Origin of the sequence: Vibrio sp. J2-3(2022), assembly GCF_021725735.1 — a bacterium.
Taxonomy (GTDB): Bacteria; Pseudomonadota; Gammaproteobacteria; order Enterobacterales; family Vibrionaceae; genus Vibrio; species Vibrio diabolicus.
Genome location: NZ_JAKKCK010000001.1, coordinates 1,347,300 through 1,373,401, shown reverse-complemented (window position 1 = coordinate 1,373,401; position 26,102 = coordinate 1,347,300). Strand labels below are relative to the sequence as shown.

Annotated in this window: 21 protein-coding genes and 1 pseudogene; 12 read left to right on the top strand and 10 right to left on the bottom strand. The window is 46.1% G+C overall.

Annotated features, from left to right (window positions below; genetic code table 11):
- Position 1 precedes the first annotated feature (1 nt).
- From L3V27_RS05970 to L3V27_RS05945, 6 genes and pseudogenes are all read left to right on the top strand, one after another.
- The gene (locus L3V27_RS05970) at positions 2-1,438 is read left to right on the top strand and encodes an aldehyde dehydrogenase family protein (protein ID WP_237311286.1); all 1,437 of its coding nucleotides are present in this window, start codon (positions 2-4) and stop codon (positions 1,436-1,438) included.
- A 142-nt stretch (positions 1,439-1,580) separates the two neighbouring features.
- Positions 1,581-1,742 (top strand): annotated as a pseudogene (locus L3V27_RS05965) (rubredoxin); the annotation flags it as partial.
- The gene (locus tag L3V27_RS05960; protein WP_237311561.1) at positions 1,731-3,014 is read left to right on the top strand and encodes an FAD-dependent oxidoreductase; all 1,284 of its coding nucleotides are present in this window, start codon (positions 1,731-1,733) and stop codon (positions 3,012-3,014) included. The pseudogene L3V27_RS05965 and the gene L3V27_RS05960, both read left to right, overlap by 12 nt.
- 12 nt (positions 3,015-3,026) lie before the next feature.
- Positions 3,027-4,343, top strand: a complete 1,317-nt coding sequence (locus L3V27_RS05955; RefSeq protein ID WP_074189840.1) for an FAD-binding oxidoreductase — start codon at positions 3,027-3,029, stop codon at positions 4,341-4,343.
- The gene (locus tag L3V27_RS05950; protein WP_139059213.1) at positions 4,340-4,690 is read left to right on the top strand and encodes an ethanolamine utilization protein EutQ; all 351 of its coding nucleotides are present in this window, start codon (positions 4,340-4,342) and stop codon (positions 4,688-4,690) included. The genes L3V27_RS05955 and L3V27_RS05950 overlap by 4 nt, the downstream gene beginning before the upstream one ends.
- A 402-nt stretch (positions 4,691-5,092) precedes the next feature.
- A complete protein-coding gene (locus tag L3V27_RS05945; RefSeq protein ID WP_237311284.1) occupies positions 5,093-7,138 on the top strand; it encodes an EAL domain-containing protein in 2,046 nt (681 codons plus the stop codon).
- A gap of 67 nt (positions 7,139-7,205) precedes the next feature.
- Here L3V27_RS05945 and azu read toward each other — a convergent pair whose 3' ends face one another.
- The 3 genes from azu to norR all read right to left on the bottom strand — a co-directional run bounded on the left by azu (position 7,206) and on the right by norR (position 10,293).
- Positions 7,206-7,658, bottom strand: a complete 453-nt coding sequence (gene azu, locus L3V27_RS05940) for an azurin (protein ID WP_005392455.1) — start codon at positions 7,656-7,658, stop codon at positions 7,206-7,208.
- Between the two features lie 362 nt (positions 7,659-8,020).
- On the bottom strand, positions 8,021-8,671 hold the full coding sequence (locus tag L3V27_RS05935) for an HAD family phosphatase (protein WP_005392456.1): 651 nt from the start codon (positions 8,669-8,671) through the stop codon (positions 8,021-8,023).
- Between the two features lie 89 nt (positions 8,672-8,760).
- Positions 8,761-10,293 carry a nitric oxide reductase transcriptional regulator NorR gene (gene norR, locus L3V27_RS05930; protein WP_237311282.1) on the bottom strand — a complete coding sequence of 511 codons (1,533 nt, stop codon included), beginning with the start codon at positions 10,291-10,293 and terminating at the stop codon, positions 8,761-8,763.
- Positions 10,294-10,483: 190 nt separating this feature from the next.
- Here norR and norV point away from each other — a divergent pair, with 190 nt between their 5' ends.
- Genes norV through L3V27_RS05915 form a run of 3 tightly spaced genes read left to right on the top strand, consistent with a single transcriptional unit; the run spans position 10,484 to position 13,527 of the window.
- A complete protein-coding gene (gene norV / locus L3V27_RS05925; RefSeq protein WP_237311281.1) occupies positions 10,484-11,986 on the top strand; it encodes an anaerobic nitric oxide reductase flavorubredoxin in 1,503 nt (500 codons plus the stop codon).
- A 9-nt stretch (positions 11,987-11,995) separates the two neighbouring features.
- The gene (gene norW, locus L3V27_RS05920; RefSeq protein ID WP_237311279.1) at positions 11,996-13,144 is read left to right on the top strand and encodes an NADH:flavorubredoxin reductase NorW; all 1,149 of its coding nucleotides are present in this window, start codon (positions 11,996-11,998) and stop codon (positions 13,142-13,144) included.
- 44 nt (positions 13,145-13,188) lie between these two features.
- Complete coding sequence (locus L3V27_RS05915) at positions 13,189-13,527, top strand: DUF1971 domain-containing protein (RefSeq protein ID WP_006742231.1); 339 nt, start codon at positions 13,189-13,191, stop codon at positions 13,525-13,527.
- Positions 13,528-13,656: 129 nt separating this feature from the next.
- Here the strand turns inward: L3V27_RS05915 and manA are convergent, their stop codons facing one another.
- Positions 13,657-14,889 carry a mannose-6-phosphate isomerase, class I gene (gene manA / locus L3V27_RS05910; protein ID WP_237311277.1) on the bottom strand — a complete coding sequence of 411 codons (1,233 nt, stop codon included), beginning with the start codon at positions 14,887-14,889 and terminating at the stop codon, positions 13,657-13,659.
- A 76-nt stretch (positions 14,890-14,965) separates the two neighbouring features.
- Positions 14,966-16,873 (bottom strand): fructose-specific PTS transporter subunit EIIC, encoded by a 1,908-nt coding sequence (locus L3V27_RS05905; RefSeq protein ID WP_237311276.1) that lies wholly within the window; start codon positions 16,871-16,873, stop codon positions 14,966-14,968.
- A 385-nt stretch (positions 16,874-17,258) separates the two neighbouring features.
- Between L3V27_RS05905 and L3V27_RS05900 the strand changes: the two genes are divergently transcribed.
- Positions 17,259-18,101, top strand: a complete 843-nt coding sequence (locus L3V27_RS05900) for an AraC family transcriptional regulator (protein ID WP_006742228.1) — start codon at positions 17,259-17,261, stop codon at positions 18,099-18,101.
- Positions 18,102-18,135: 34 nt separating this feature from the next.
- Here L3V27_RS05900 and L3V27_RS05895 read toward each other — a convergent pair whose 3' ends face one another.
- Positions 18,136-18,912, bottom strand: coding sequence for a PTS sugar transporter subunit IIA (locus tag L3V27_RS05895; protein ID WP_237311274.1), 777 nt, complete (start codon positions 18,910-18,912; stop codon positions 18,136-18,138).
- A gap of 8 nt (positions 18,913-18,920) precedes the next feature.
- Positions 18,921-19,223, bottom strand: a complete 303-nt coding sequence (locus L3V27_RS05890; protein ID WP_005463048.1) for a PTS fructose transporter subunit IIB — start codon at positions 19,221-19,223, stop codon at positions 18,921-18,923.
- Positions 19,224-19,490: 267 nt separating this feature from the next.
- On the opposite strand from L3V27_RS05890, the gene L3V27_RS05885 reads away from it, so the two are divergent.
- Both L3V27_RS05885 and L3V27_RS05880 read left to right on the top strand, forming a co-directional pair.
- Entirely contained in the window at positions 19,491-21,362 is a 1,872-nt protein-coding gene (locus tag L3V27_RS05885) for a fructose-specific PTS transporter subunit EIIC (RefSeq protein ID WP_237311272.1), read from the top strand.
- Between the two features lie 180 nt (positions 21,363-21,542).
- Positions 21,543-22,421, top strand: a complete 879-nt coding sequence (locus L3V27_RS05880; protein ID WP_237311271.1) for an NAD(P)-dependent oxidoreductase — start codon at positions 21,543-21,545, stop codon at positions 22,419-22,421.
- A gap of 166 nt (positions 22,422-22,587) precedes the next feature.
- On the opposite strand, the gene L3V27_RS05875 is transcribed toward L3V27_RS05880, so the two are convergent.
- The 3 genes from L3V27_RS05875 to L3V27_RS05865 form a co-directional block, all read right to left on the bottom strand.
- Complete coding sequence (locus tag L3V27_RS05875) at positions 22,588-24,027, bottom strand: catalase (protein WP_124007529.1); 1,440 nt, start codon at positions 24,025-24,027, stop codon at positions 22,588-22,590.
- Between the two features lie 289 nt (positions 24,028-24,316).
- Positions 24,317-24,934, bottom strand: coding sequence for a glutathione S-transferase (locus L3V27_RS05870; RefSeq protein WP_006742223.1), 618 nt, complete (start codon positions 24,932-24,934; stop codon positions 24,317-24,319).
- A gap of 15 nt (positions 24,935-24,949) precedes the next feature.
- Positions 24,950-25,984, bottom strand: coding sequence for an NADP-dependent oxidoreductase (locus L3V27_RS05865; RefSeq protein ID WP_203342754.1), 1,035 nt, complete (start codon positions 25,982-25,984; stop codon positions 24,950-24,952).
- Positions 25,985-26,102: the final 118 nt, after the last annotated feature.

Here is a 26,102-nt window from a genome sequence, read left to right as displayed (position 1 = left end):
TATGATGCATTACCTTAATTATATTGATGGTGAGTGGTGCGATTCAGAGCAAGCGCTGACCGTCATGAACCCTGGCACAGCCGAAGCGTATGCGACGGTTGCAGAAGCCACTATCACCGATGCCGATCGCGCAATGGCAGCGGCACGTCGAGTAGTCAAGCAAGGTCTTCTTTCGGACGTTCGTCCAGCCGTCAGAACCGAGTGGATGTTAAAAGCCGCCGCAGCTATTCGTGAAATGGTTGATGAAGGTGGGTTAGTTGCCTGTCGTGAAAATGGGAAATCTTTGCAAGATGCCAAAGATGAGTTTTTAGAGTCGGCACGTTACTTCGAATACTACGCTGGCATGGCCGACAAGCTGGAAGGCACGTCAATTCCGTTGGGTAAAGACTATGTCGACTTCACTCAATATGTGCCGTTTGGCGTGTCGGTGCAGATTGTGCCGTGGAATTTCCCTGTCTCTATTTGTGCACGCTCATTGGCACCTGCATTAGCCGCAGGTAACGCAGTGGTGATCAAATCGCCAGAGATTTCCCCACTTGCCATGACGTTGTTGATTAAAGCGATTGAAAAAGCGGGCTTCCCAAAAGGCACGATTAACTTGCTATGTGGCAAAGGCTCAGTAGTTGGCAGTCATTTGGTGCAGCACCAAGATGTCGATCAAATTGTCTTTACGGGTTCCGTTCCAACCGGCCAACGCATCCTGCAAGATTCAGCGCAACGCGCTACTCCATCGGTGATGGAGCTGGGTGGTAAATCGGCTGCTATCGCGCTGAAAGATGCGAACCTCGAAACACTTTTGAAAAGCGTTCAGGTCGGTATTTTCTTTAACGCTGGTCAAGTGTGTTCGGCAATGTCTCGTTTGCTGATTCAAAAAGAGCGTTATGAAGAAGTAAAAGCGGTGGTAGTGGAAATGGCAAAAAGCCTAACTATTGGTCAAGGCGAAAGCCAGCCGGACATCACACCGTTGGTATCTGCTGATCAACAAGCACGCGTGCTTGAAATGATAGAGCAAGCAAAAGCCGACGGCGCGAATATCCTAACGGGTGGCTACGCACCTGATTTATCGGGTTACTTTGTGGCACCAACGGTGATTGAAGCCTCACCAGATATGCGTATTGCTCAAGAAGAAGTGTTTGGCCCTGTACTGGTAATTACACCGTTTGAAACTGAGCAAGAAGCAATCGAAATCGCGAATGGCACCGATTTTGGCCTGGTCGCTGGTGTCTTTGGTGAAAGCCTAAACCAAACATTGCGTGTGGCGCAGCAACTGCGTGGTGGGCAAGTGTTCATCAATGAATGGTTTGCTGGTGGTATCGAAACACCATTTGGTGGCGTGGGCTTGTCCGGTTTTGGGCGAGAAAAAGGACAAGAAGCGATTTATAGCTATGTCCAGACACGCAATATTGCCATTCGTTTGCAGCAAGACAGCAACGTATAGCTACCGTGTAACTTGATTTTCATCACCTCGCACCGGCTTGGATTTCAGACCACAAGCTAGGGCGAGGTTGATGGAATCGCTACAAATCTGACAGTGGTTTGTAAACACGGAAATTCTGAACAAGGTAGTTGGAGTAAAAGTGATGAGAAAGTGGCTCTGTATTATTTGCGGCTTAATCTATGATGAAGCACAAGGTTGGCCATCCGATGGCATTGCACCAGGAACAGCATGGGAAGATGTGCCGGATGATTGGTTATGCCCCGACTGTTTAGTGGGTAAGGCCGATTTTGAAATGATCGAAATCACCGACGATGAGCCAGTAGAAGAGGTCGCGGCAGTGTCTTCGGTGTCGGTAGGATCGTCTGTTCAGCCAAATGCGACTCAGCCACTTCCATCTGAAGTCACTCAGCCTATATTTTCAGCTGACCCTATTGTTATCATCGGTAGTGGCCACAGTGGTTACCAGTTGGCAGCGGCACTTAGAGCGCAATCTGAAACGGTTCCGATCACTGTCTTTACCGCTGATGATGGCGCACTGTACAGCAAGCCTGCCTTGTCTAATGCACTGGTCATGAATAAAGACGGCGACGCGCTACAAAGTGAAAGCGCGTTGGAGTGGGAAAGCCGTCTCAATATCCGCGTTTACCCGCATACCCGAGTTGAACATATCGATCGTGCCAATTCAACGCTACATACCTTCATCGGTAAATACGCCTACAGTCGCTTGGTACTGGCAACAGGTGCATCACCGATTGAAATCCCAATTGAGGGTGATCGCTCTTGTGTTATGAGTGTAAACGACTTAGTTGATTACCGGCGTTTCAGAGCGGAGCTGCAAGACAAAAAGCGCATCGCAATCCTAGGTGATGGCTTAATTGGCTGTGAGTTCGCGAATGACCTGATCGAAAGCGGTTATGAAGTAACAGTTATCGGGTTGGGTCAATGGCCAATGGAGCATTTGATCCCGCAACAGTTGGGTGAATCATTACAAAGCGCACTTGCAGATCGAGGTGTGCAATGGGCTCTACAAGACAGTATCGCCAGAATCGAGCCAAGGTCCGAATCAAGCGCGGTTTTGCATCTAAACAGTGGCAAGCAGATTGAAGCAGACCTAGTGCTAAGCGCGGTTGGGCTCAAGCCAAATGTATCGCTGGCTGAGCAAGCAGGGCTCGAAGTGGGCCGCGGCATTAAAGTGAATCAATTCGGCCAGACGAGTGATGAGAGTATTTACTCGCTAGGCGACTGTGTTGAAACCGAGCAAGGTTGGCAGCCGTATATTGCGCCGATTAATCAAATGATTCCTTCCGTAGCGAAAAGCTTGCTAGGCGATGTCGCGTCAATCTCGTTAACGCCAACTCCTGTGATTGTAAAAACGCCGATTCTTCCACTCACTATTTTCCCGGTTGCCCCGAACGAGCTGGGACAATGGTATATCGAGAGTCAGGCAGATGAATTGACCGCTGCGTTTTATTCTCCTGAGGGAACGATGCTTGGCTTTGCGTTGCTAGGAAGAAAAGTACAGTCATTACGTAGTCCTTGGCTAGATCAATTGTCATTGAAACTTTCAGCAGCGTAACGGAGAAAGAAGATGATTCATTTACCCAATGATGATGCAACATGTGGTTGGTACCATGCGTTGCCAAGTATTGCAGAAAAACCAGCGTTAAAAGGTAAACAAACTGCTGACTATGCCGTGCTAGGTGCCGGTTTCGCTGGACTAGCTATGGCAAGACGTTTAGCTGAGCTTCAGCCTAACGCACGAATTATACTGATTGATGCGCAACGTATCGGCCAAGGGGCGTCAGGGAGAAATTCGGGCTTTGTGATCGATTTGCCTCATAAGTTTTCACTTGAGCATCCCGACCCTGAGCACAAACAAAAGTTGTTATCGCTCAACCGTTCTGCGATTGCTCAGCTAGACACTTTAGTGTCGAAGCACAGTATTTCTTGTCAGTGGTCAGCAAAGGGCAAATATCAAGGAGCCGTAGGGGCGCGCGGTGAAGCGTATCTCGATCACTTTGAGCACCTAATGAAAGACCTTGGCGAACCATACTTCCATGTTAATGGCAGTGAGCTGGCGAAAGTCTTAGGGACAAATTACTACAGCCGCGCAATTTACACGCCAGGTGGTTATTTAATGCAACCTGCTGCTCTGGTGCGTGGGCTAGGGGAAAGCCTTCCAGAGAATGTCGAGGTGTTAGAAAACTCGCCAATCCGCAAACTCAGTAAAGAGAACGGTTACTGGGTATTACATGGAGATAGTGGTTCTGTTGAAACCACTGAACTGTTACTTGGCACCAGCATTTTTACTCGTGAGTTTGGTTACCTTAAAAACAGATTACTGCCAGTGATGACGTTTGCAAGCTGGACGCGTCCATTGACTGACGCAGAAATGCAGCGATACGGAGGAGAGCTGAATTGGGGCCTAACCCCAGCTGATCATGCGGGAACGACGTTACGTATGACCGCCGATCGACGTATTTTGATCCGAAATACTTACAAACATGTGCCGAAGTATGGCTCAAGCATGAACGATAAAGTCAGAGAGCAAATCCGAGACGATCATCGTCAAGTCTTTTTGGCGCGTTACCCCGAGCTGGCCGACGTACCATTTACTCACACATGGGGTGGGGTATATGCCATCTCTCGTAACTTTACTAACTTTTTTGGTCAATTAGATGAAGGTGTTTATGCCAGCGCTTGTGACAATGGTGTTGGTGCCGCGTGGGGAACCATTTCTGGAACGCTGTTAGCTGACTATGTCGTAGGTGCGACATCTAAATCATTGGATGACATACAGCAAGTGACAGGGATGCCTTGTTTGAATCCGCCAGAGCCTTTTTTAGGCATGGGAGTAAAAACGCGTATCCAATTAGCAAAATGGCAAAGCAGGAGTGAGTTATGAAGCAAGTCAAACTCGTTGATAGTAAAAACCTAGATTTTAATGTTCGTGGTGATACACCGGGAATGGCGTACGTAGCCCGAGCGTTAAGCCCGGAAATTTCACCAAACATTGGCGTAGGTTTTGCTAAATGGGAAGGCGCTCAAGTGGCTTGGACGCTGCTTTATGATGAGGTTATTTTTGTGATTGAAGGCTGTTTCGAGCTGACCGCAAACGGTGAAACACATCTTGTTCACCCAGGTCAAATGCTGTGGATCCCGGAAGGAACCGAGCTGGTTTATGGTGGGCATGCCCTGTTCGGCTATGTGGTTCATCCAGGAAACTGGAAAGAGCTACACGGGATTAAATGATTTGTTTTACAGACGAGACAACGACTTGAAGTTCTACTCGTGCTAAATCAAAAATTGTTCACAGTGTATGTGAGCCAAATCAACTCGCTCGTCAAGGGCGTGTCACCGAAGCCTCCTTCTTGAAGTCATTTGGGTATATACATCAGTTTTAACGATAGCCATATCGAGATGCTTGGTATGGCTTTTATCGTTAAGGATAATAATCTCATTGGATCAAGGGGTATATAATCGTTAAATTGCACTTGCGACATCTTTGCGCTGTGACTGGCAATTCAAACTATTGTTTTAGCCAATAGAAACACTAAAAATTATCCACCAAATAATACGTTACTGAGTCTGGCCGTTGCATTTACGGCTGCCTATTTCGCAGCCGATGATTATTACTTAATATAAGAACTCACCATGCACACTCGTCGTGAACGCGTATTTGACCCCTTTCATCGTCTAACGGTATTTACAGATAAATGGCGATTTGGATCTAAATCTTATCTTACTGATCTCGCATCTATTGCCTTATTGCTGTTACCGCTGACGCTATCTAACGCACTTGCTATCTTTCTTGGTCACGCTTCTAGAATCCTAGGGGTGTCAGAGGTTTCTCAGTTATTGTTCCATCTTTCTGATATTTTAATCAACTTATATCCCACAGCGTTTTGCATTGTGGCTGGTTACTATTTATCGCATAAAGTGAATGTGTCGAGCGCGATTATCATCATTTATTCGTTGGTCATGTTCTATTTAATTTCAATAGAGAATGACAGCCTTTCTAGTAATTACATGTTGCCGAATAACCCTTTATTAGCACTCTTCAGTGCAACGGTGTCATACGTTTATTGTAAAAGTTTCCGAATTGAGCTGCTTGATCCTCAAGCAATGGACTTCTCTTCTCGTCTTTTTAAAGATGTCTTACATTTTTTCGTATTCGTTTTATTTGCGGTTAGCTTATCTCATGTCACCGCAGCGGTGATGGATGCTTTTACTACAACAGTGGCTGGACTTAACTTTGATCCGCTGACGTTCACAGGAGGATTATTTTATCAATCCATCTTGAGCTTATTAGGAGCGGCGGGCATTAATGGTCACAACATGTTGTTTGCCATCAAGCAGCAAATATACGCTGCGACCGAAGCCAACATGGCTGCTTGGCAAACAGGCGAAGCGTCGCTTAACGTCATTAGCCAAGGTTTTTACGACGCATTTTTATCCATGGGCGGGTCAGGGAATAGCATCAGTTTACTCCTGTGTCTGTTATTGTTCGCTAAAGAGCGCAATCATATTTTACTGGCGTTAGCGGCAGCACCATTGGTGATGTTCAACATCAATGAAGTGCTGCTATTTGGGTTGCCTATCATCTTTAATCCTATTCTGGTCGTCCCATTTGTATTAGTGCCGCTGGTAAGTTTTATCATCACCTACTGTGCAATTGCTTCCGGCTTAATTGCGCCTGTTGAAAATATTGTGAACTGGATGACACCGCCTCTGTTGAGTGGTTATGTTGCAATGGGGCATCAGGTCCAGGGGGCGATACTTCAACTGGTGGTGATTGCGATTGGTGTACTAATTTATCGACCTTTTTATCTAGCCTATACAGGCAAATATGTGGGGCAGCTTGGTGTAAGTAATACTTACAATGGTTTAGAACAATCCCTATTTAAATCACTACTCAGTAGTGTGAAAGATGCGAACACATCGAGTATCAGCAAGTCATCCGCGCAGAAGCGTTTAACTTCCATTCTTCGTGAAGGCGAGTTGGTGATGTTTTATCAAAAGCAGCATTCAACAAAGGATGCGGAACAGTATTCTTACGAAGCGCTTATTCGATATAAAGATGAAGATGGAAACTTACTTTCACCAACGTTTATTGAAGATTTTCACCGGTTAGATGCTATGCCACTGCTCGATAAACTAGTTCTCGAAAAGGTGTTGTCGGATATGAAGGAAATGGGATTATCTGATCAGCGAAGAGTGGCCATTAATGTTTCTGTTGCTACCATTCAACAAGTGGATTTTGTTCAGCATTTACAAGGCAGGTTGGTCTATTTTGGAATCCCGGCTGAATGGCTTGAAATTGAAATTACTGAAGAAGCCGTATTAGACAATGAAGTTTCTTTAACTAACACCATGAAAGCTCTACAGAGTATGGGAGTTCGTATCACAATGGATGATTTTGGTACGGGCTACGCGTCGTTTCCTCATTTGTTCAAGTATCCATTTAACAAGATTAAGCTAGACAGATCGCTGCTATTGGACGCTAACGATCATCGTGGACGTCAACTGTATCGATTGGTTGCTAAGTTAGGACATATTGCAAATTGCGAGGTCGTAGCGGAAGGGGTGGAAACGCAGTCTGACTATGACTTTGTGCGGTCAAGTGGGGTTGATAAAGTTCAAGGATTTTACTTAGCAAGGCCTGTACCTTTGGATGAGATTATCCATCGACGTGCTTAACTAACGTGCAATAAAAAGGGAAGCGATGGCTTCCCTATAGTGAGTCTTGTTTTGACTTTGTTAGCTCTTATTTGAACTCAAATTTACCCTGCATGATCGCCCAGTGACCAGGGAACGAGCAGAAGAATGAGTAGTCGCCGCCAGCTTTCATTTTTTCAGTGCTGAAAGTAATGCTGGTGCTTTCACCGCCGCCAATCACTTTTGTGTGAGCGTATACACGGTCGTCATTTGGCTTCACGTAATTGTTTTCTGCACCTGCTGCCATGCCGTCCGTACCTACTGCTTGTAGATTAGCGGTATCTGCGATAACGACGTTGTGACCCATTGATTGTGCAGGCATTTTACCTGTGTGGTTTAGCGTCAGTTTTACTTCTTTACAAGTGGCTGGAACGCTCAGTGTTTTAGTAGAAAACTGCATCATATCGTTAGCATCTAGGGACACTTCACACTCGGCACTGGCTTGGGCACCAAAGCTCATTCCTACTAATGCGAAGGTTGCTGCTAATAAACGTAAAGACATATAACACTCTCCATTTTATATTTTGGGCTGACTTGGATTAATCTCATCCAATAGTTCTCATTATCAGCCAATTTTCACTCGAAAAACGTGCTTCAAGCGGTATATTGACGTTTTGTTGCAAAGTTGTACTGGTTAGTTCCACTATTTGATCACTCATAGGCCCTATTTCATGCGATGGCGTGAGGTAAATCAAAAAAGAAAGGAATACGCCCCGTACAGAGATAAGGTCTATCTTATTAAGCCTTTGGAGCAGTATCTTGGCGTTTATTAGAAGTAGATTAGAGAAGGTGAGAGGAGAGGCTCAAGTATAAAAAAGCTCAGCCAAATTGCTGAGCTTTAACAGTTAGAGCGGCAGTTGACGTTTAGCGATTTTGCTTCAACGCATCTAACGCTTCATGTAATGACGGCACGATGGAATGACCAAATTGTTTTACCTCTTCGCAAGGTTCAACTAAATCCGGAATCTGATAAGTAACCATATTCGCTGCCACGGCTGCACGAACACCGTTATTGGAATCTTCAAAGGCCAAACATTGGCTTGGTTCTACATCCAGACGATTCGCTGCCAGCAAATAGATTTCTGGATCGGGTTTACCGTGGTTTACCTCGCAGCCTGTGGTGAGGTTGTCGAAGTACTTACTCAAACCCGCTAATTCCAGTTTGATTTTCGCTACCTCCTTTGCCGTAGAAGTCGCTACTGCGATTGGTAAGCCTTGTGCTTTCAGCCATTCTAGCAGCTCAACAACACCATTTTTCACTGGGATGGCTTGGTGTTTGACGACAGCATTGTAACGAGTACGCCATTCATGATGCAGGCGGTCTAGGTTCTCACCGTAGGCTTTGCGGAAAATTGCTTCAATACCTGCCGCATTGCGACCAATGATCGACAGGTAAACATCTTCATAAAACGGAAGGTTTTGGACTTCACATGCTTCTTGGAAAATACGCATACAGACGCGCTCAGTATCAAGGAGCAAACCATCCATATCAAAAATAGCAGCTTGGTAGTTCATTACATTACAGACTTTTCGATTGTGATGGTGCATTTTGACATAAGCGAGATAGATTTTCTTGCGGAATTCAAACCGTCCGTATCCTTTTTTTACTTTATACCTAACCGTTTGGCTAAGCGGTGTAAATTACCATTATCGAGTTCTAACTGACGTGCTGTTGCAGCCCAGTTTCCTTGATTCTGCTCTAGTGCTTTTAGAATCATGGATTTTTGGAAGGTGTCAGTGGCTTGTTTTAAACCAGCGTCTGACAGTTCAAATGAAGAGCTAGGTATACCTGGCTCTTCAGTGATGGGCTGATTGTTCGACGCTTTGATATCGAAATCTTGTTCCACCAATTCGATATCCAGCGATTGAGTTCTAGCTTTGGCAAGCACGCCCGCTCGTTTGATGACGTGTTCCAGTTCACGCACGTTGCCCGGCCAAGAGTAATCTTTAAGTTCTTGAACTAGAGTGGGAGAGAGTCGAACACTGTTCAGCCCCAACTTACTGCGTAGTTGCTCTGCAAAGAAACCAGCCAGTAGCACGACATCGTCTTCACGTTCACGAAGTGGGGGAACATGAAGAGGGAATACACTCAAACGGTGGTACAAATCTGCTCTGAAACGGCCAGCTTTTACTTCTTCATGCAGAACACGGTTCGTTGCCGCCACAATGCGTGTATTGACTCGAATATGGCGGTCATCACCCACACGTTGGATGTCGCCGTATTGGAGAGCTCGAAGTAACTTAGCTTGCAGTTCTAACGACAGTTCGCCAACTTCATCCAAAAACAGTGTGCCACCATCTGCTTGTTCGAACTTACCCTTGCGATTACTGATAGCACCAGTAAAAGCACCTTTGATATGACCAAAAAGCTCACTCTCTGCGACAGACTCAGGTAATGCGGCACAGTTTAAGTACACCAAGGTATTATTGGCTCGGTGAGAGCGATGATGAATTGCGTTTGCGACGAGCTCTTTACCAACCCCTGTTTCACCCATTATCAACACTGATAGCTCGGTATCTGCCACCGCATCGATTTGCTCTTGAAGTGCTTTCATCCCAGCCGATTTGCCAATGATTTCGTTGCTCAAGGTGCGTTTCTCAGTGTAAGACTCACGTGGCAAGCTTGCTTGTGTTTCTAACTGCTCCAGTAGTAGAGCAGTGTGCAAGCCCCCCGCGGCTAACGCACTTACAAAGCGTAGTTCTTGATTGAGTAAACCATCGAACTGATTCGGGTCGAAGGCATCAATAGTGATCGCGCCAATCAATTGATCGTCGATCAACAAAGGGAGACCAATACATGAATGAACGTGCAGATTGTCGTCGTGGTTCGGAATTAACCCGTCATAGGGATCGGGTAAGTCGCTATTCGATGGAAACCGTACGATATCGCCAGCGCGTGCAATGGCTTCCAATCTCGGGTGTTGGTTTATAGAAAAACGGCGTCCCAATACTTCCTTTGCTAAGCCATTGATAGCCAGCGGCTTAAAGTGCTGATCTTCATACAAAAGAAGAGCAGAAGCATCACATTTTAATATCTCGCGAATCGTTGTTAATAAGGTATCAAATCGAGCTTGCCGAGTGAGCGCTGAATTTAGGTCTTGCGTGATGTGTAGCCATTGCGCGATTAAAGAAGTCATAGCCAATACCAAATGTGTCAATATGACTATTGTAGTGTCTTAATGACAATTTTCAACTGTGTCTAAATGACAGTTGTTAAGGTTGTATTTTAATTAAATTATTGAAATATATAGCAATTAAAAGTTGGCATGCCCAGTGCATTACAAGAAGAAATTATTTTTGTTTATCCCGTCATTCAAGGTAGTAATCATGACAATTCACGTAAAAAACAACATCCACTGGGTAGGTCAACGCGATTGGGAAGTTCAAGACTTCCACGGTACAGAATACAAAATGACAAAAGGTACCAGCTACAACAGTTATCTAATTCGTGAAGAAAAAACGGTGCTGATCGATACGGTCGATCATCGATTCAGCCAGCAATTTATCCAGAACCTAGAAATGGAAATCGATCTTAAGACGATCGATTTTATCGTCGTGAACCATGCAGAAGAAGATCACTCGGGCGCATTGTCGGCATTGATGGAGAAGATTCCGAACACGCCAATTTACTGTACGGAAGCGGCGATTGATTCGATTGTTGGCCATCACCATCATCCCGAATGGAACTTTAAAACGGTAAAAACAGGTGACAGCATCGATATTGGTAACGGTAAACAATTGGTATTTGTGGAAGCGCCGATGTTGCACTGGCCTGACAGTATGATGACTTACTTAACCGGCGATGCGGTGCTGTTTAGTAATGACGCCTTTGGACAGCATTATTGTGATGAGCGTTTGTTCAACGACGAAGTGGATCAAAATGAGTTGATGGAACAGTGTCTGCGTTACTACTCAAACATTCTAACGCCGTTCAGCAGCTTGGTAACCGCTAAAATCAAAGAAGTGTTGAGCTTTAATTTGCCTGTCGACATGATTGCTACTTCACACGGTATTGTATGGCGCGATAACCCAGTTCAAATCATCGAGCAATATTTGGAATGGGCGGATAACTACCAAGAAGATCGTATTACCATCTTCTACGATTCTATGTCGAACAATACCCGAATGATGGCGGACGCGATTGCACAGGGCATTCACGATGTCGACCCGGGTGTCGCTGTTAAAGTCTTCAATGTGTCTAAGCACGATAAGAATGAAATTCTCGCCAATGTATTCCGCTCTAAAGGCATCTTGGTTGGCTCGTCTACCATGAACAACGTCATGATGCCGAAGATTGCTGGCATGCTGGAGGAGATCACAGGTCTTCGTTTTAAAGCCAAGAAGGCCGCTGCATTCGGTAGCTACGGGTGGAATGGTGGTGCGGTAGACCGTATCCACGCACGGTTGACCGATGCGGGTTTTGAAACGGCAGTCAGCCTGAAAACCAAATGGCGACCAGATGGTAAAGCGATGCGTGAGTGTCGTGAACATGGCAAGAGCATCGCGAAACTGTGGGCGAAACATCCACTAATAAGTCCTGTTGCGGCTCCGATGATGGCTGCGTCTGCACCGCAAGTTCAATCACAGCCCGTTGTACAAGTAGAAACGCAAGCCGTAGTCGAAAGGGAGCTTATTAATCCAAGCTCAGAGGTACATCCATCAGATTGCCAATGCATGATTTGCACCGTTTGTAACTGGGTGTATGACCCTGCTCAGGGTGAGCCTAATCAAGGAATTGAACCGGGTACCGTGTGGTCAGACGTTCCGGATTACTTCCTTTGCCCTGAGTGTCACTTGGGTAAAGATGTATTTGTTGAGTTCAAGGGTTAAGGAGCTGTGATGCAAGCACCAATTGTAATCATAGGCAGTGGCTTTGCTGCCTATCAACTGGTTAAAACTGTGCGTCGAGTGGATGCACAGGTGTCAATTCAAGTATTCACCGCTGATGACGGTGCGGAGTATAACAAGCCCGATTTGAGCCATGTGTTCAGTAGAAAACAGACCGCGAGGGATCTGGTGGTAAAAACGGGAGAAGCGTTTGCCCAAGAGCACCATATCGAGTTATTAACCCACACTAAAATTGAGAGTGTGGATACGCAAGCCCAACAAGTGGTAGCAGATGGACAAGTTTATGCGTACTCCAAACTGATTTTTGCAACGGGCGCGAAAGCCTTTGTTCCTCCAATTCGAGGTGATGCTTCTGGCGATGTCCTAACGCTCAATTCGTTACAAGAGTATCAGCTCGCAGAAGAGCGAATCAGTCAAGCAAAGCGCGTAATGGTTATCGGTGGTGGTTTGATTGGCGTTGAGATTGCAATGGATATTGCGAGCAGCGGCAAAGCCGTTACGGTGGTTGAATCAAACCAACGCTTGCTTGCCAATCTTATTCCTGAGTTTGTGGCGTTGCCTCTGGAAAGCCAACTTAAGCAGCAAGGCATTCAACTGGCGTTGGGAAATGGGGTTGTTGAGGTGAATCGTACCGCCGATTCGTTGGTGGCGACTTTGAACAGCGGTGAAGTGATCGATACTGATGTAGTGATTTCTGCCGCTGGCTTACGTTCAAACACTCAATTAGCGAATGCTTGTGGATTAGAGGTTGGGAAAGGCATTGCTGTTGACGCTAAGCTGCAGACTTCTGCGAACAATGTATTCGCTCTGGGCGATTGCGCCGAGATACAAGGGCGTATGCTTCCATACCTTCAGCCAATCGTGTTGAGCGCTAATGTTTTAGGTAAGCAGTTGCTTGGGCAGGAAGCGCAATTGAAGTTGCCGCCAATGATGGTAAAAGTCAAAACGCCGAGTTACCCAATTCAGCTTGCCGGGGACTTCAGTGCTGTCGCGAATTGGAATGTGCAGATTTCTCAATCTGGCATCGTAGCAAAAGCTGAAAATGAACAAAGCATATTGACAGGGTTTGTTGTGACGGGCGAGCAAGTGGCTCAGGCTTTTCTGTTACTGCGTGAACTGTCTCAAGTCGCGCAATCGTAACTCGCTTCAAGCAGCACAATTTTATATTCAAAGAGGGTATAACCATGTCACATCTTCGTATTCCGAAAGACTGGACGGTTCAACGTTCGACGCCATTTTTTACCAAAGGCAGTGTGCCTCCAGCTCTTCTAACTCATCACAACACAGCCGAAGGCGTGTTTGGGCAGTTATGCGTAATGGAGGGGCAAGTCACCTACTATGGTTTTGCTGATGAATTCGCGACAGAGCCTGAAATGGTCGTCGTGATCAACGCAGGTCAGTTCGCGACAAGCCCGCCACAGTATTGGCATCGTATTGAAATGAGCGATGATGCACAGTTCAATATTAACTTTTGGTCGAATAAAGATAAAAGTGGACAAGCGATGTTCCACGCTAAGCAGTAAACCTTTCTAGACAATTTGATTATTGCGTGAATTTATCGGGAAAAGCGCATATTAAGTAAAAGAGCAGAGACGTTTCTCTGCTCTTTTTTGCTTATTGGCAGTAACGACATGTGAACTTAATCAGCGATATTAACTGTAAGCCCGTGCAACGCGACCTTCGCAATTCAAGGTGTATTGTTTTGCGTAAGCCGGAATGAAAACAGATTGGCCTTTATCTACTACACATGTTTCACCATTTGCGTGTGTAATCACGAGCGGGGAATCTAGCGGCAAAAGGATTTCTGCGGTTCTTACATAAAGTGTTCGTTGGTTGGCCTGCTTTACAATCGCGAATTTGAAATCGTCGACGGGAACTGGGTATTCCAACATGTCGTCGTTTTCGATTGGTGCAAGCAGTAGGGTATCGAATGGCTTTTCTTCGAAGCGTGTGCATGCAACGAGTTCTTTTACATCCATATACTTCGGTGTTAAACCTGCGCGTAGCACATTGTCTGAGTTCGCCATGATCTCAAGACCTGTACCTTTTAAGTAAGCGTGTGGCGTTTCTGCATCCAAGAACATCGCTTCGCCTGGTTTCAGCGTGATAACGTTGAGTAGCAAGGGTGCAAACAAACCAATGTCGCCCGGGTATTGCGTTTCTAACTCCAAGATCAGGTTGAACAGAGGTAAGTCGGTGATGCGAGCTTGTGCCAATAGCACCGTCAACGCCATCTCTTTCTGTTCGCCTTCCAGTGACAATAGACCGGAGAAGAAGCTCGCCAAGCCTTTTGAAGTTTGATTGTCGATAAGGTCATCCACCAAGTCTTGCAGCTCAGGAATCGCCAGCTCAGAGAAGAAGCTGATGATTTCACTGGTTGGGCGGAAGCCATTCATCGCTTGGTATTCGGTTAGCGCGTAAACCAATTCTGGTTTGTGGTTTGGATCTTTGTAGTTACGGTTTGCAGCGGTTAGGGGAATGCCTTGTTTTTCTTCCAGTGCAAAACCCAGTTCTGCTTGTTGCTTGTTTGGGTGCACCTGAATCGACAGTGCTTTCTCAGCAGCAAGCACTTTAAACAGGTATGGAAGTTCACCAAAACGGTTTGCGACTTCTTCACTCAGAAAAGCATTCATGTCTTGAGCAATCAGTGAAGAGAGTTTGGTCTCCTCGCCGTTTACCATCACCACTGAGCAACCGTTTGGATGCGCGCCCATCCATACTTCGGCTTGTGGTTCGCCCGTTGGGTTTTCAATGCCAAACAGTTGGTTAACAGAAGTAGTACTGCCCCAAGCGTAGTTTTGAATCACGTTGTTCATCAGGAAAAACATCGTATGCTTAGCTTGAGTTTGAATCGTTTGTGTATCGGACATCGTTAAATCAGACATAGAGTGTCACCATGCGAGAAAATCATGGCTTAGGCGACATTGCCCAAGCCATAGGAGCCATTTGGGGGAGAGGGGATTAAGCCGCTGCTTGCATCATTTTTGCTTTACGTACTTTCTTCAACGTTACACACGTTACTGCGGTAACCGTTGCGCCAGCTGCCATACAAATCAGAGCAAGGACTGGGTGGTTCATCGCACCAAGTAGAGCGACAACTGGACCGCCGTGAGCAACGCTGTTGGTAATGCCGAATGAGAACGCCATTACTGCCGCCACCATTGAGCCAAGTACGTTTGCAGGAATCACTGACATTGGATCTTGCGCTGCGAATGGAATAGCACCCTCAGAGATACCCACCAGACCCATTGCACCTGCTGCTTTACCTGCTTCGGTTTCTGATTCTTCGAACAGGTCGAACTTACGACCAAGCGCCGTTGCCAGTGCCATGCCTAGAGGTGCAACAGGGATTGCACACGCCATCGCACCCATAAATTGAGTTTGACCGCTCGCAATCATGCCCACAGAGAATAGGAATGCGACCTTGTTGAATGGACCACCCATATCGAAGCCAGCCATACCACCAAGTACGATACCCAGTAGAACGACGTTACCTGTACTCATGCTAGTGAGTAGCGCAGTCAGACCGTCCATTAGGCTTGCGATTGGCGCGCCGATAACGAAGATGAAAAGACCTGCGATGAACAACGAACCTGTGATTGGCGCAATCATGATTGGCACCAAAGGTTGAATGAATTTGTGGTAGTTAATCGACGTAATCCACTTCACGAAGTAACCCACAAGCAGGCCTGCGATGATGGCACCGATAAAGCCTGTACCTGCGTCTGCGCCGTAGAAAGAACCGTTGTTTGCAATCCAACCACCGATCAAGCCAGGAGCCAGAGCAGGACGGTCAGCAATCGCGTAAGCAATGTAACCGGCTAGGATTGGGATCATCAGCGTAAAGGCAACCACACCAACGTTGAGGATTTGGTTCCACATGCTGCCTTCAGGGATGGCCATGCCCGCTTCACTTGGCTGACCACCGACTGCAAGAGCAAGGGCAATCAACAGACCCCCGGTTACGACGAATGGGATCATGTGTGATACGCCGTTCATCAAGTAGCGATATAAGTCAGAACGGGCTTGAGACGCTTTGTTTGCAACTGACGCTTGCGTATTGCCATTGGACTCAGCTTGGTACGTCGGTGCGTTTAACGCTTCATTAATCAGTCCTTGAGCATCGCGGATTGGGGCTTTTACGTTGGTTTTAACCACGCGTTTGCCCGCGAAGCGGTTCATGTCGACTTGTTTGTCACAGGCGACGATGATGGCACCTGCACGCTCGATTTCTTCTGCGGTTGGGCTGTTTTTCACACCGATTGAACCGTTCGTTTCAACCTTGATTTCGTAACCCATCGCCGCTGCACCTTTCTCTAGTGCTTCCGCCGCTAGGTACGTGTGGGCAACGCCAGCAGGACAACCAGTAACACCAATGATGAAACCTTGGTTTGCTGGAGCATCTGTCACTGGTTGCGGTTCTTCTTTAGCAAGAAGGAGTGCCAGTGCGTCGTGGCTGTTTGTTGCGCCTAAGAACGCATCGATGAAACCATCTTCAATCAATTTTGAAGATAGTTCTGCAAGTACTTCGATATGGTGGTTATCGCCACCGTCTGGAGAAGCGATCATGAAGAACAGCTTTGAAGGTAAACCGTCTTCCGCGCCGTATTCGATACCTGATTTGCTTACGCCGATCACAACCGCTGGTTCAATCACAGCGGCGCTTTTCGCGTGTGGAATTGCCACGCCATCTTCAAATCCAGTATTTCCTAATTCTTCACGTGCTTTTATATCTGCAAGAAATTGTGTTTGGTCAGAAATACGACCTTGGGCATGAAGAACGGCAACCAGTTCTTTAAATACGTCTTCTTTTGAAGACGCTTTAAGATCAAGCTTAATTAAGTCTTCATTTATTAGTTTGGTGATCATTGTCGAACCCCTATAAATATAATTTTTATTTCAGGGGTATTTTTAAATTACTGATAAAAAGACTGTAGTGAAGAAAAAATGCATTTACTGGAGGATTGTAACCGACTAACTATAGTGTGATTTAGATCGTTCACTGGACAAATCTAGCTGCATATCTGTGACATGATGGATAAGAAGCTAAACGATAAGTGAAATGTGGCTTTGCTCCCATTTGAAAAGGGATTGAGTGTTGTTGATAGAGTTTTTGTTACTGGAAATTTGATGCGTTAACTAGATTTTTGTAACATTAAAATGGAAGTGTGATTTTGCTCAATAGCACAAAAATCCAGTCCGGTGTATATCTATAGTAAATAGCATCATTGATGCATATATAGAGTGTGAGACAATGATTTTTCATGATTTAATTTCAGCGGTATTAAATGAAAGAGAGCCATTTCATAATATTTGGTTTGCAGGAGATTTTCATACGCCGCCTGAATTTAGCTATCAAGTTAATTTCCCTCGCCTAGAGTTAGTTCTGGATGGGGAATATATTAATGAAATGGAAAGTCATGATCGAAAAGTAACGCACATCGTTGCTAAAAAAGGCGATGCGATATTTATTCCACCTAACTGTTGGAATAAACCAGACTGGGATACCGATTGCTCAGTTTTAAGTATTTTGTTTGGGCGTCGACAACTTGGGTTAAGTTTGGTGAGCAAACGCAAAGGTGAGGCAAACTTTTACGATATTCAAAAGCATAGCATCCAAACACGCTCAGGATTTGCGATAGATAACATCTTAGAAGCGTTGAGCTCACTGGCTCGTGAGAATACTAAAAAACCAATGGATGAGCTTTTACTGCAAGCATTACTGCAATACGCGAAGACGATGTTGGATGCACCAGTCGAGCAGCAGTCACATAGCCGTGTGCAAGATCTCTATCAAGGGATTTGTATCTACATTCAAGAGAACTTCCATCGCCCAATCACACGTGACAGCATTGCGTCGAGATTCAGTATTTCCTCGAACCATTTGTCGCGCTTGTTCCGTCAGCAGGGGCACATGACCTTGGCAGACTACATTACTTGGGTACGCGTGGATCGTGCGAAGTTTATGCTCAAGAAATACAACTTCAAACTCAATGACGTGTCAGTGCGCTGTGGATTTAAAGACGTGAACTATTTCTGCCGAGTATTTAAGAACCGTACAGGCAGAACGCCGACGGAATATCGTGGTTCGATTTAAGCCTTCAGTCAGAGTGCGTAAATTATAGAGAAGTTTAGGCGAGCAGCCTCGACATGGCGTACATCAGCAGCGCTTGTAAGTCGACGCTGCTTTTTGTTAGTAGTAGGCGTTCCGCCATTTGATCGGTAAGCAGATTTCGTGTGAGGTTAGTAGCCGCAATGATCTGATCTCGGGTCGGCCTTTCTGGCATCACCAGTGCTATAGCCAGATGAACATCACCCATCTTCGAAGCCCAATCCATCGACTTTTCATTCGCAATAACAGCAATAGAAATATGGTCAACACCTGAAAACATCACGTGTGGTAGAGCGATCCCCGGAGTCACGCAAGTTGATGAGCGTTCTTCGCGTTTAATAAAAGCAAGAATCAGCTCGTCAGGATGAATGGGGTGGATCAGCTGAGCTAATCCTTTAAGGCATTCAAACTTGGTGAGCTCGGTATGCGCTTTGGCGTATTGCCATTTGATTTCACAAGGTGGGCAAATTTGCGGTAAACGCTCGGCCAGTTGGCTAGAAAACTCATAGTTGATATGAGAGCCCACCACCGTAAAGTGTTCAGCAATCATGTCTTTGATGACGAAGCAGGCCAGCTCTGCGTCAATGCCAATCGCTGTGATTTGACACAAATCACCTTGTTGTAGACCTGCTTGCAAAATCGCCACGGACTTTGTGAGTTCCGCAACACGATTTTGCGTTACATTAATGATATGTAAGGTACTTTTGAACTTTTTTGCCACTCGATTGAGTGGCTGAGCAAGGTGCGCACTGGCATTTGCATTATCGACGAAAAAGGTGATTTGGTATTCGTTCATCTGCAAATTTAGTCGCGGCAGTGAACGAGGAATACTTTGTCGACGTTCAGCAAAACCTCTTCAATGGGGATTTGAATTTTACGCGTCCCTTCGAATCGGCCAGGTTGTTCTATCTCAATATCCGACACGATCAAAACCCGATCCGCTTGAGCGATATCGTGAGGAGTGAGCTGATTTTCTATCCCCATCGCACCTTGCGTTTCTACTTTAATTTGCACGTTATGTTTTGGCGCAGCTTTCATTAGTGCATCTGCTGCCATATAAGTATGAGCGATACCTGTAGGGCATGCTGTCACCGCTACGATTTTCATGTTCTATCCATTTTATTTTTTGTGGATATTAGCACAGCCACCGCAGATTGAATTGATTTGAGCTGGATTAACGCAAGAGCTCTATCACAGTTTGAATCTCATGTTACATTAATCCAGTTAATGCACTTTTAGTCCTATATATCAAAGGGTAGGCACTGGTTAATCTATGCCCAAGTCAAATGAGTAGGAACGCATACGAGCCAGGGGATCCTGTATCTCAAACTCACTTGGGTATATATTCGAGCGTGAATATTGGAAGGTAAAACAATGGACATCACAAACCTAATTGAGCTGGAAACGATATGTTTAGATCTAAAAGCTCAAACCAAAGATGAAGCGCTCAAAGAGCTGGTCGAGATGCTAGAGGCCGCCGGCAAGCTCAATAGTCAAAGCCAGTTCTTGGCAGATATCTGGAAACGAGAAGAGATCGGTAACACAGGATTTGATGATGGTATTGCGATCCCTCATGCCAAAAGTGATGCTGTAGCGCAACCAGCTGTCGCGGTCGGGATCAGCCGTAATGGGATTGATTATGGCGCCGAAGATGGCGAGCTGTCCGATGTGTTTTTCATGCTGGCGTCTCCAGATGGTGATGATCATCATCACATTGAAGTATTGGCACAAATTTCCACCAAAATTATCGAAGACGGCTTTGTTGAAAAGCTCAAGTTGGCTCAATCGCGAGAAGAAGCGCTTGAGATGCTGACTGATATTCAAACTCAATCCAATGAATTTCTCCCAACTTCTTTAGAATTTACATCAGAACCCCTAAGCCCTTGGGCGCAAAAACTTGGTCGCATTAAAGAGCACCTGTTGTTTGGCACATCTCACATGATCCCGTTTATCGTTGCGGGCGGTGTGTTGTTGTCGTTGTCGGTGATGATCTCTGGTCACGGTGGTGTACCACAAGAGGGCGTTCTGGCCGATATTGCCCAAATGGGGATTGCTGGCCTTACATTATTTACTGCCGTTCTTGGCGGTTACATTGCTTATTCCATTGCCGACAAGCCGGGCCTTGCGCCGGGTATGATTGGATCTTGGATTGCTGTCAGTCATTACAATACGGGTTTTTTAGGTGCGATTGTGGTCGGCTTTTTTGCTGGCTTTGTCGTTTGGCTATTAAAGAAAATTCAGCTACCAGACAGCATGAGTTCGCTTGGCTCGATTTTTATTTATCCGCTAGTCGGTACGTTTGTTACTTGCGGCGCGGTGATGTGGGTGATAGGTGCTCCGATAGCCAGCGCAATGACCACCATGAACGAGGTGCTGACGGGCATGGCGGGGTCAGGCAAAGTGATGCTCGGAACTGTGCTTGGGGCAATGACCGCGTTTGATATGGGCGGCCCAATTAACAAAGTGGCGACGTTGTTTGCTCAAACCCAAGTGAACACGCAACCATGGTTGATGGGCGGGGTCGGTATTGCGATTTGTACGCCGCCATTGGGTATGGCACTAGCCACATTTTTGGCGCCGAGTAAATTCAAGCGAGATGAACGCGAAGCGGGGAAAGCCGCAGGTATTATGGGGATGATCGGTATTAGCGAAGGTGCGATTCCTTTTGCCGCTGGTGACCCTGCGCGAGTATTACCCGCTATTGTGGCGGGTGGCATCGTTGGTAACGTGATTGGCTTTATGTTCCACGTAATGAACCATGCACCGTGGGGCGGTTGGATTGTTCTCCCTGTTGTGGATGGAAAAATTGGGTACATCATCGGCACGATTGCGGGCTCTGTTACCACGGCGTTGATCGTGATTGCACTAAAGAAAACCGTCACCGAAGATGAGAGTTACACTGGTCATTCTCAAGTATATGGCTCCGTTCAAGGCGAAGGTGAGGCGGATGTTTTGGCGGTCACATCTTGTCCATCAGGTGTGGCACATACGTTCTTAGCGGCGAAGTCATTGGAAAAAGCAGCGTGTGCACTCGGCATTAAGATTAAAGTCGAAACCCAAGGCGCGAATGGCGTCATCAACCGAATTACCGAGAAAGACATCGAGAAAGCCAAGTTTGTGATTTTTGCTCACGATGTGGCGATTAAAGAACCGGAACGCTTTCGAAAAATCCAAGTCTTGGATGTCAGTACCAAGGATGCCATGTTGAACGCCACGGCTTTGTTGCAAGCTCGTAGAGTGTCTTAACATTTAACTTCTGAGAAATGTCTCCTCGATGACCCTGATGAATGCTTTTGGTATTTACTCCAACATCGCGGTTCGCTTTTATTTGTGCCGCGAGTGAAGGATAAATTACGAGTAATGTTTTCAATTCTTTAGTAGCATGTTACAAAACATTTCAGTCAGGTGAACTAAGGGAAGCGTGCAATGGAAAAACAACGAGTAGCATTTATTGGTTTGGGTGTTATGGGTTACCCAATGGCGGGCTATTTGAGCAAAGCGGGATATGAAACCAAAGTATACAACCGCACCAAAGCCAAAGCTGATAAATGGGCTGCAGAATACAACGGCATTGCGTGTGAGACACCGCGAGAAGCGGCAGAAGGTTGCGATATCGTATTTACTTGTGTCGGTAATGACGATGACGTGCGCAGCGTTGTATACGGTGAAGAAGGCATTCTAGTCGGTCTAAAAGCAGGCGCGGTACTGGTTGATCACACCACGACTTCCGCTGATTTAGCCGTTGAATTGGCCGATGCTTGTACCAAATATGGCAATCACTTCATTGATGCTCCGGTATCTGGTGGTCAAGCAGGCGCAGAAAATGGCGTACTAACCATCATGTGTGGTGGCGAGCAGAACATTTTTGATCGTGTGTCTCTAGCGATGGACGTATATGCAAAGCAAATGACGCTTCTGGGTGAAAATGGCCAAGGTCAACGTTGTAAAATGGTAAACCAAATCTGTATTGGTGGTGTGCTTCAAGGCTTGAGCGAAGCGTTGTTACTCGCGCAGAAATCCGGTTTGGATATTGAACAAGTAGTTGAAACACTCAAGCACGGTGCTGCAGGGTCATGGCAAATGGAAAACCGCGCCAAGACGATGGCGCAAGATAAGTTTGATTTTGGCTTCGCGATTGATTGGATGCGCAAAGACTTAGGCTTCTGTCTGCAAGAAGCAGAGCGAGTGGGTCTAGAGCTCCCACTGACTAAGAAAGTGGATGAGCAATACGCAGACCTTCAACGCGATGGTTTAGGCCGCATGGATACGTCTGTTCTGATTAAAGCCGTTGCTAAGAATCAGTAGTAGATAAACAGTTCTTTAGTATCAAAGAGCTTGAAGAAATTTAAGTTGATCATGATCGTTCCCCTTGAACATTAGTGTGTGATTAACGAACTTGAATGAGGAGGTGCTTTGGGGCACCTCCTTTTTTATGTCTTCTTATCACAGCATTTGCTGGTGCAGTGTCCGTTTACTTGTTTAAGCCTAGCGCAATCTCAAGGCCTTTGCCGTAAGCTTCGTCCGCTTGGTAGGCGTGGTTAACGTGACGTTCTTTGATGAAGTCTGGCACACCATCCATTGCACGAGCGGTGTTGTCGAATAGAGTTTGACGCTGTTCTTCGCTCATCAGACGGAATAGGTCTCCCGCTTGGCTGAAGTAGTCTTCGTCTACACGGTGATCGTAATGATCAGCATTGCCGTTGATGCGTAGAGGTGGCTCAGAGTAATCTGGTTGCTCTGCCCATTCTTGTTTGTAGTTTGGCTCGTAACCTAGTGTTGAACCAAAGTTGCCATCAACGCGCATTGCGCCATCGCGGTGGTAGCTGTGTACCGGACAACGAGGCGCGTTAACTGGAATTTGGTGATGGTTTACACCTAGGCGGTAACGCTGCGCATCTCCGTATGCAAACAGACGGCCTTGCAGCATTTTGTCTGGTGAGAAGCCAATTCCAGGAACGATAGCTGCCGGGTTAAACGCGGATTGCTCAACTTCCGCATAGAAATTTTCTGGGTTACGGTTCAGTTCAAACTCGCCTACTGGGATCAATGGATAATCTTTTTGTGACCATACTTTTGTTAGGTCGAACGGGTTGAAGTTCACTTCATCCGCTTCTAACTCAGGCATGATCTGGACGTACATCTTCCATTTAGGGAAGTCTTGACGCTCAATCGCTTCGTAAAGGTCACGGTGATGGCTTTCGCGGTCTTTACCTACGATCGCTTCTGCTTCTTGGTCAGTCAGGTTTTTGATGCCTTGCTGAGTTTTAAAGTGGAATTTCACCCAGTAACGCTCGTTTTCTGCGTTGATAAAGCTGAATGTGTGGCTACCGAAGCCGTGCATATGACGGTAAGACGCTGGAATACCACGATCACTCATAACGATCGTAACTTGGTGGAATGCTTCTGGTAGTGATGTCCAAAAATCCCAGTTGTTTGTCGAGCTGCGCATGTTGGTGCGTGGATCGCGTTTTACTGCGTGGTTTAGATCTGGAAATTTTAGTGGATCACGGAGGAAGAACACTGGCGTGTTGTTACCAACCAAGTCCCAGTTGCCTTCTTCGGTGTAAAACTTTAGCGCAAAACCACGGATGTCGCGCTCTGCATCTGCGGCACCGCGCTCCCCCGCAACGGTGGTAAAGCGAGCAAATAGTTCGGTCTTTTTACCAATCTCCGAGAAGATCTTCGCGCGAGTGTATTTTGTGATGTCATGAGTCACAGTAAAGGTGCCGTAAGCGCCTGAGCCTTTGGCGTGCATACGACGCTCAGGAATCACTTCGCGGTCAAAGTGTGCCAGTTTTTCAAGGAACCAAACGTCTTGCAGTAGTTGGGGACCACGAGGACCTGCAGTCATCACATTTTGATTATGGGCGACAGGACAGCCTGCGGCGGTGGTTAATTTCTTATTTGTCATTTTTCTTCCCCTCCAGGGATCAATACCTTAGCAACTGAAGAGAAGATTATTACGGAAAAGCTGGAAGCAAAAACTGATACTGCTTATCAATTCAATAGGTGGTAACGATGATGAAAAGTAACTTAGAATCAAATTCTTAGCTGATTTTTATGATTGGTTTATTAACGTATTGGCGAAAAGGGTAAAAAGAGGACGCTGGCATTTGCATGAATTGCGCTTTGTTGACAAGGCTAACGTTGGAAATCGCCCCTTTGATATCGCTTTATTGAACATCAAAGGGGCGGAATGATTAGGAGTACTTCACTTCAATTTGCTCAGCTTTTTCAAACGCTGGATGCGTTGCGAGTTGTTTTCCATAACGCTCAATATTCGGGAAGTGACCAGCCAAACCGAACTTATGCACGAGCTCGACAATAAATGACATCATGATGTCTGCGCCAGTTAAACGTTCTTCTACTAGGTAAGTTTTGCCTTCTAGCGATTGCTCGAAATAACCCAGAACGTTCATCGCTTCTTTGTCAGCATAGCCTGATAGAAATTGAGTTTCGTTTGGCTCTTTGCTGATAAAGATTTTTAACAACATTGGTAAGATTGCTGAACTTTCAGCAAAGTGCATCCATTGTAGGTACTCAGTGTGCGCCTTCGTCCCACGCTCAGGAGCCAACGCACCATCACTGTACTTCTCAATCAAATATTCGGTCATCGCGCCTGATTCAATGATGAACTCGCCATCATCTTCAAGCAGGGGCGATTTACCGAGCGGATGAACGCTCTTTAGCTCAGGCGGTGCCATGAAGGTCACTTTGTCACGAACATAAGGCACGATTTCGTAATCCACATTTAGCTCTTCAAGTAACCAAATGATGCGCTTTGAGCGAGACTGATTGAGATGGTGAAGTTTAATCATTTATTTATCCCTTCCTTATAATGGGTCGTTAATCTGTACTACAAGCTTGCCGAAGTTCTTACCTTCCAACAGACCGATAAATGCTTCTGGTGCATTCTCCAGTCCTTGTACTAGATGTTCACGGTATTGGATCTTTCCTTCTGCCAACCATTGATTAATATCTTGCGCAAATTCACCGTAACGATGTCCGTAGTCATCAAAAATGATGAAGCCTTGCACCTTGATTCGTTTAGTCAGCAGCTTACCCATTAATAATGGAAGATGGTCGGTACCTTGAGGCAGTTCTGTTGCGTTGTATTGAGAAATCAAACCACAAAGTGGGATACGTGCGCTGGTATTCAGAAGTGGCATTACAGCTTCGAATACTTTGCCACCTACGTTTTCGAAGTAAACATCGATACCTTGATCACAGGCGTTTTTCAACTGTTCTGCAAAGTCGTCAGCTTTGTGATCGATACATTCATCGAAGCCAAGGACTTCTTTGGCGTAACGGCACTTTTCTTCTCCGCCTGCAATACCAACAACTCGGCAACCTTTGATTTTGCCAATTTGACCAACAGTCGCGCCCACAGGGCCCGTCGCGGCCGCTACCACAATGGTTTCACCTGGTTTTGGCTGACCGATATCGAGCAAGCCCATATACGCGGTAAAGCCTGGCATGCCAGCAACACCTAGAGCGTATGAAGGGTTTTGTGGTTCTTTGCCAAGTTTAATCACCATCTCACCAGTTGAGATGGCGTAGTCTTGCCAGCCAACAGTGTATGCAAGAACCCATTCACCCGCTTCATAATCTGGGTGGTTCGATGCTTCTACCTGACAAACTGTGCCAGCGATCATTACGTCATCAACCGCAACAGGATCGGCGTATGACTCGGCATCGCTCATGCGACCGCGCATGTATGGGTCGAGAGATAAATAAACGGTTCTCAGTAGCATCTCACCATCTTGAGGAGTCGGTTTCGCCACTTCTTCTAGACGAAAGTTTTCTTTTGTTGGTGCACCATGGGGACGTGACGCGAGTACGATTCTGCGATTTGTTGCGTTAGTCATATTTATCTCACTTATTGATTAGACCGGTCGTCTAGTTTTAATTTCAAAATATCCCGCTCATAGAGCGGGAAAGTGTATTGTGCTATCACAGGAGTTATTACCAACTGTGAAACACATG

Coding starts and splice junctions, on each gene's coding strand:
- L3V27_RS05915 (WP_006742231.1), top strand. CDS start 13,189: ATGTCACATCTTCGTATTCCGAAAGACTGGACGGTTCAACGTTCGACG.
- L3V27_RS05880 (WP_237311271.1), top strand. CDS start 21,543: ATGGAAAAACAACGAGTAGCATTTATTGGTTTGGGTGTTATGGGTTAC.
- L3V27_RS05890 (WP_005463048.1), bottom strand. CDS start 19,223: ATGAAAATCGTAGCGGTGACAGCATGCCCTACAGGTATCGCTCATACT.
- L3V27_RS05935 (WP_005392456.1), bottom strand. CDS start 8,671: ATGAACTACCAAGCTGCTATTTTTGATATGGATGGTTTGCTCCTTGAT.
- azu (WP_005392455.1), bottom strand. CDS start 7,658: ATGTCTTTACGTTTATTAGCAGCAACCTTCGCATTAGTAGGAATGAGC.
- L3V27_RS05865 (WP_203342754.1), bottom strand. CDS start 25,984: ATGACTAACGCAACAAATCGCAGAATCGTACTCGCGTCACGTCCCCAT.
- L3V27_RS05900 (WP_006742228.1), top strand. CDS start 17,259: ATGATTTTTCATGATTTAATTTCAGCGGTATTAAATGAAAGAGAGCCA.
- norV (WP_237311281.1), top strand. CDS start 10,484: ATGACAATTCACGTAAAAAACAACATCCACTGGGTAGGTCAACGCGAT.
- L3V27_RS05955 (WP_074189840.1), top strand. CDS start 3,027: ATGATTCATTTACCCAATGATGATGCAACATGTGGTTGGTACCATGCG.
- L3V27_RS05945 (WP_237311284.1), top strand. CDS start 5,093: ATGCACACTCGTCGTGAACGCGTATTTGACCCCTTTCATCGTCTAACG.
- norW (WP_237311279.1), top strand. CDS start 11,996: ATGCAAGCACCAATTGTAATCATAGGCAGTGGCTTTGCTGCCTATCAA.
- L3V27_RS05950 (WP_139059213.1), top strand. CDS start 4,340: ATGAAGCAAGTCAAACTCGTTGATAGTAAAAACCTAGATTTTAATGTT.
- manA (WP_237311277.1), bottom strand. CDS start 14,889: ATGTCTGATTTAACGATGTCCGATACACAAACGATTCAAACTCAAGCT.
- L3V27_RS05895 (WP_237311274.1), bottom strand. CDS start 18,912: ATGAACGAATACCAAATCACCTTTTTCGTCGATAATGCAAATGCCAGT.
- L3V27_RS05960 (WP_237311561.1), top strand. CDS start 1,731: ATGATCGAAATCACCGACGATGAGCCAGTAGAAGAGGTCGCGGCAGTG.
- L3V27_RS05885 (WP_237311272.1), top strand. CDS start 19,491: ATGGACATCACAAACCTAATTGAGCTGGAAACGATATGTTTAGATCTA.
- norR (WP_237311282.1), bottom strand. CDS start 10,293: ATGACTTCTTTAATCGCGCAATGGCTACACATCACGCAAGACCTAAAT.
- L3V27_RS05970 (WP_237311286.1), top strand. CDS start 2: ATGATGCATTACCTTAATTATATTGATGGTGAGTGGTGCGATTCAGAG.
- L3V27_RS05875 (WP_124007529.1), bottom strand. CDS start 24,027: ATGACAAATAAGAAATTAACCACCGCCGCAGGCTGTCCTGTCGCCCAT.
- L3V27_RS05870 (WP_006742223.1), bottom strand. CDS start 24,934: ATGATTAAACTTCACCATCTCAATCAGTCTCGCTCAAAGCGCATCATT.
- L3V27_RS05905 (WP_237311276.1), bottom strand. CDS start 16,873: ATGATCACCAAACTAATAAATGAAGACTTAATTAAGCTTGATCTTAAA.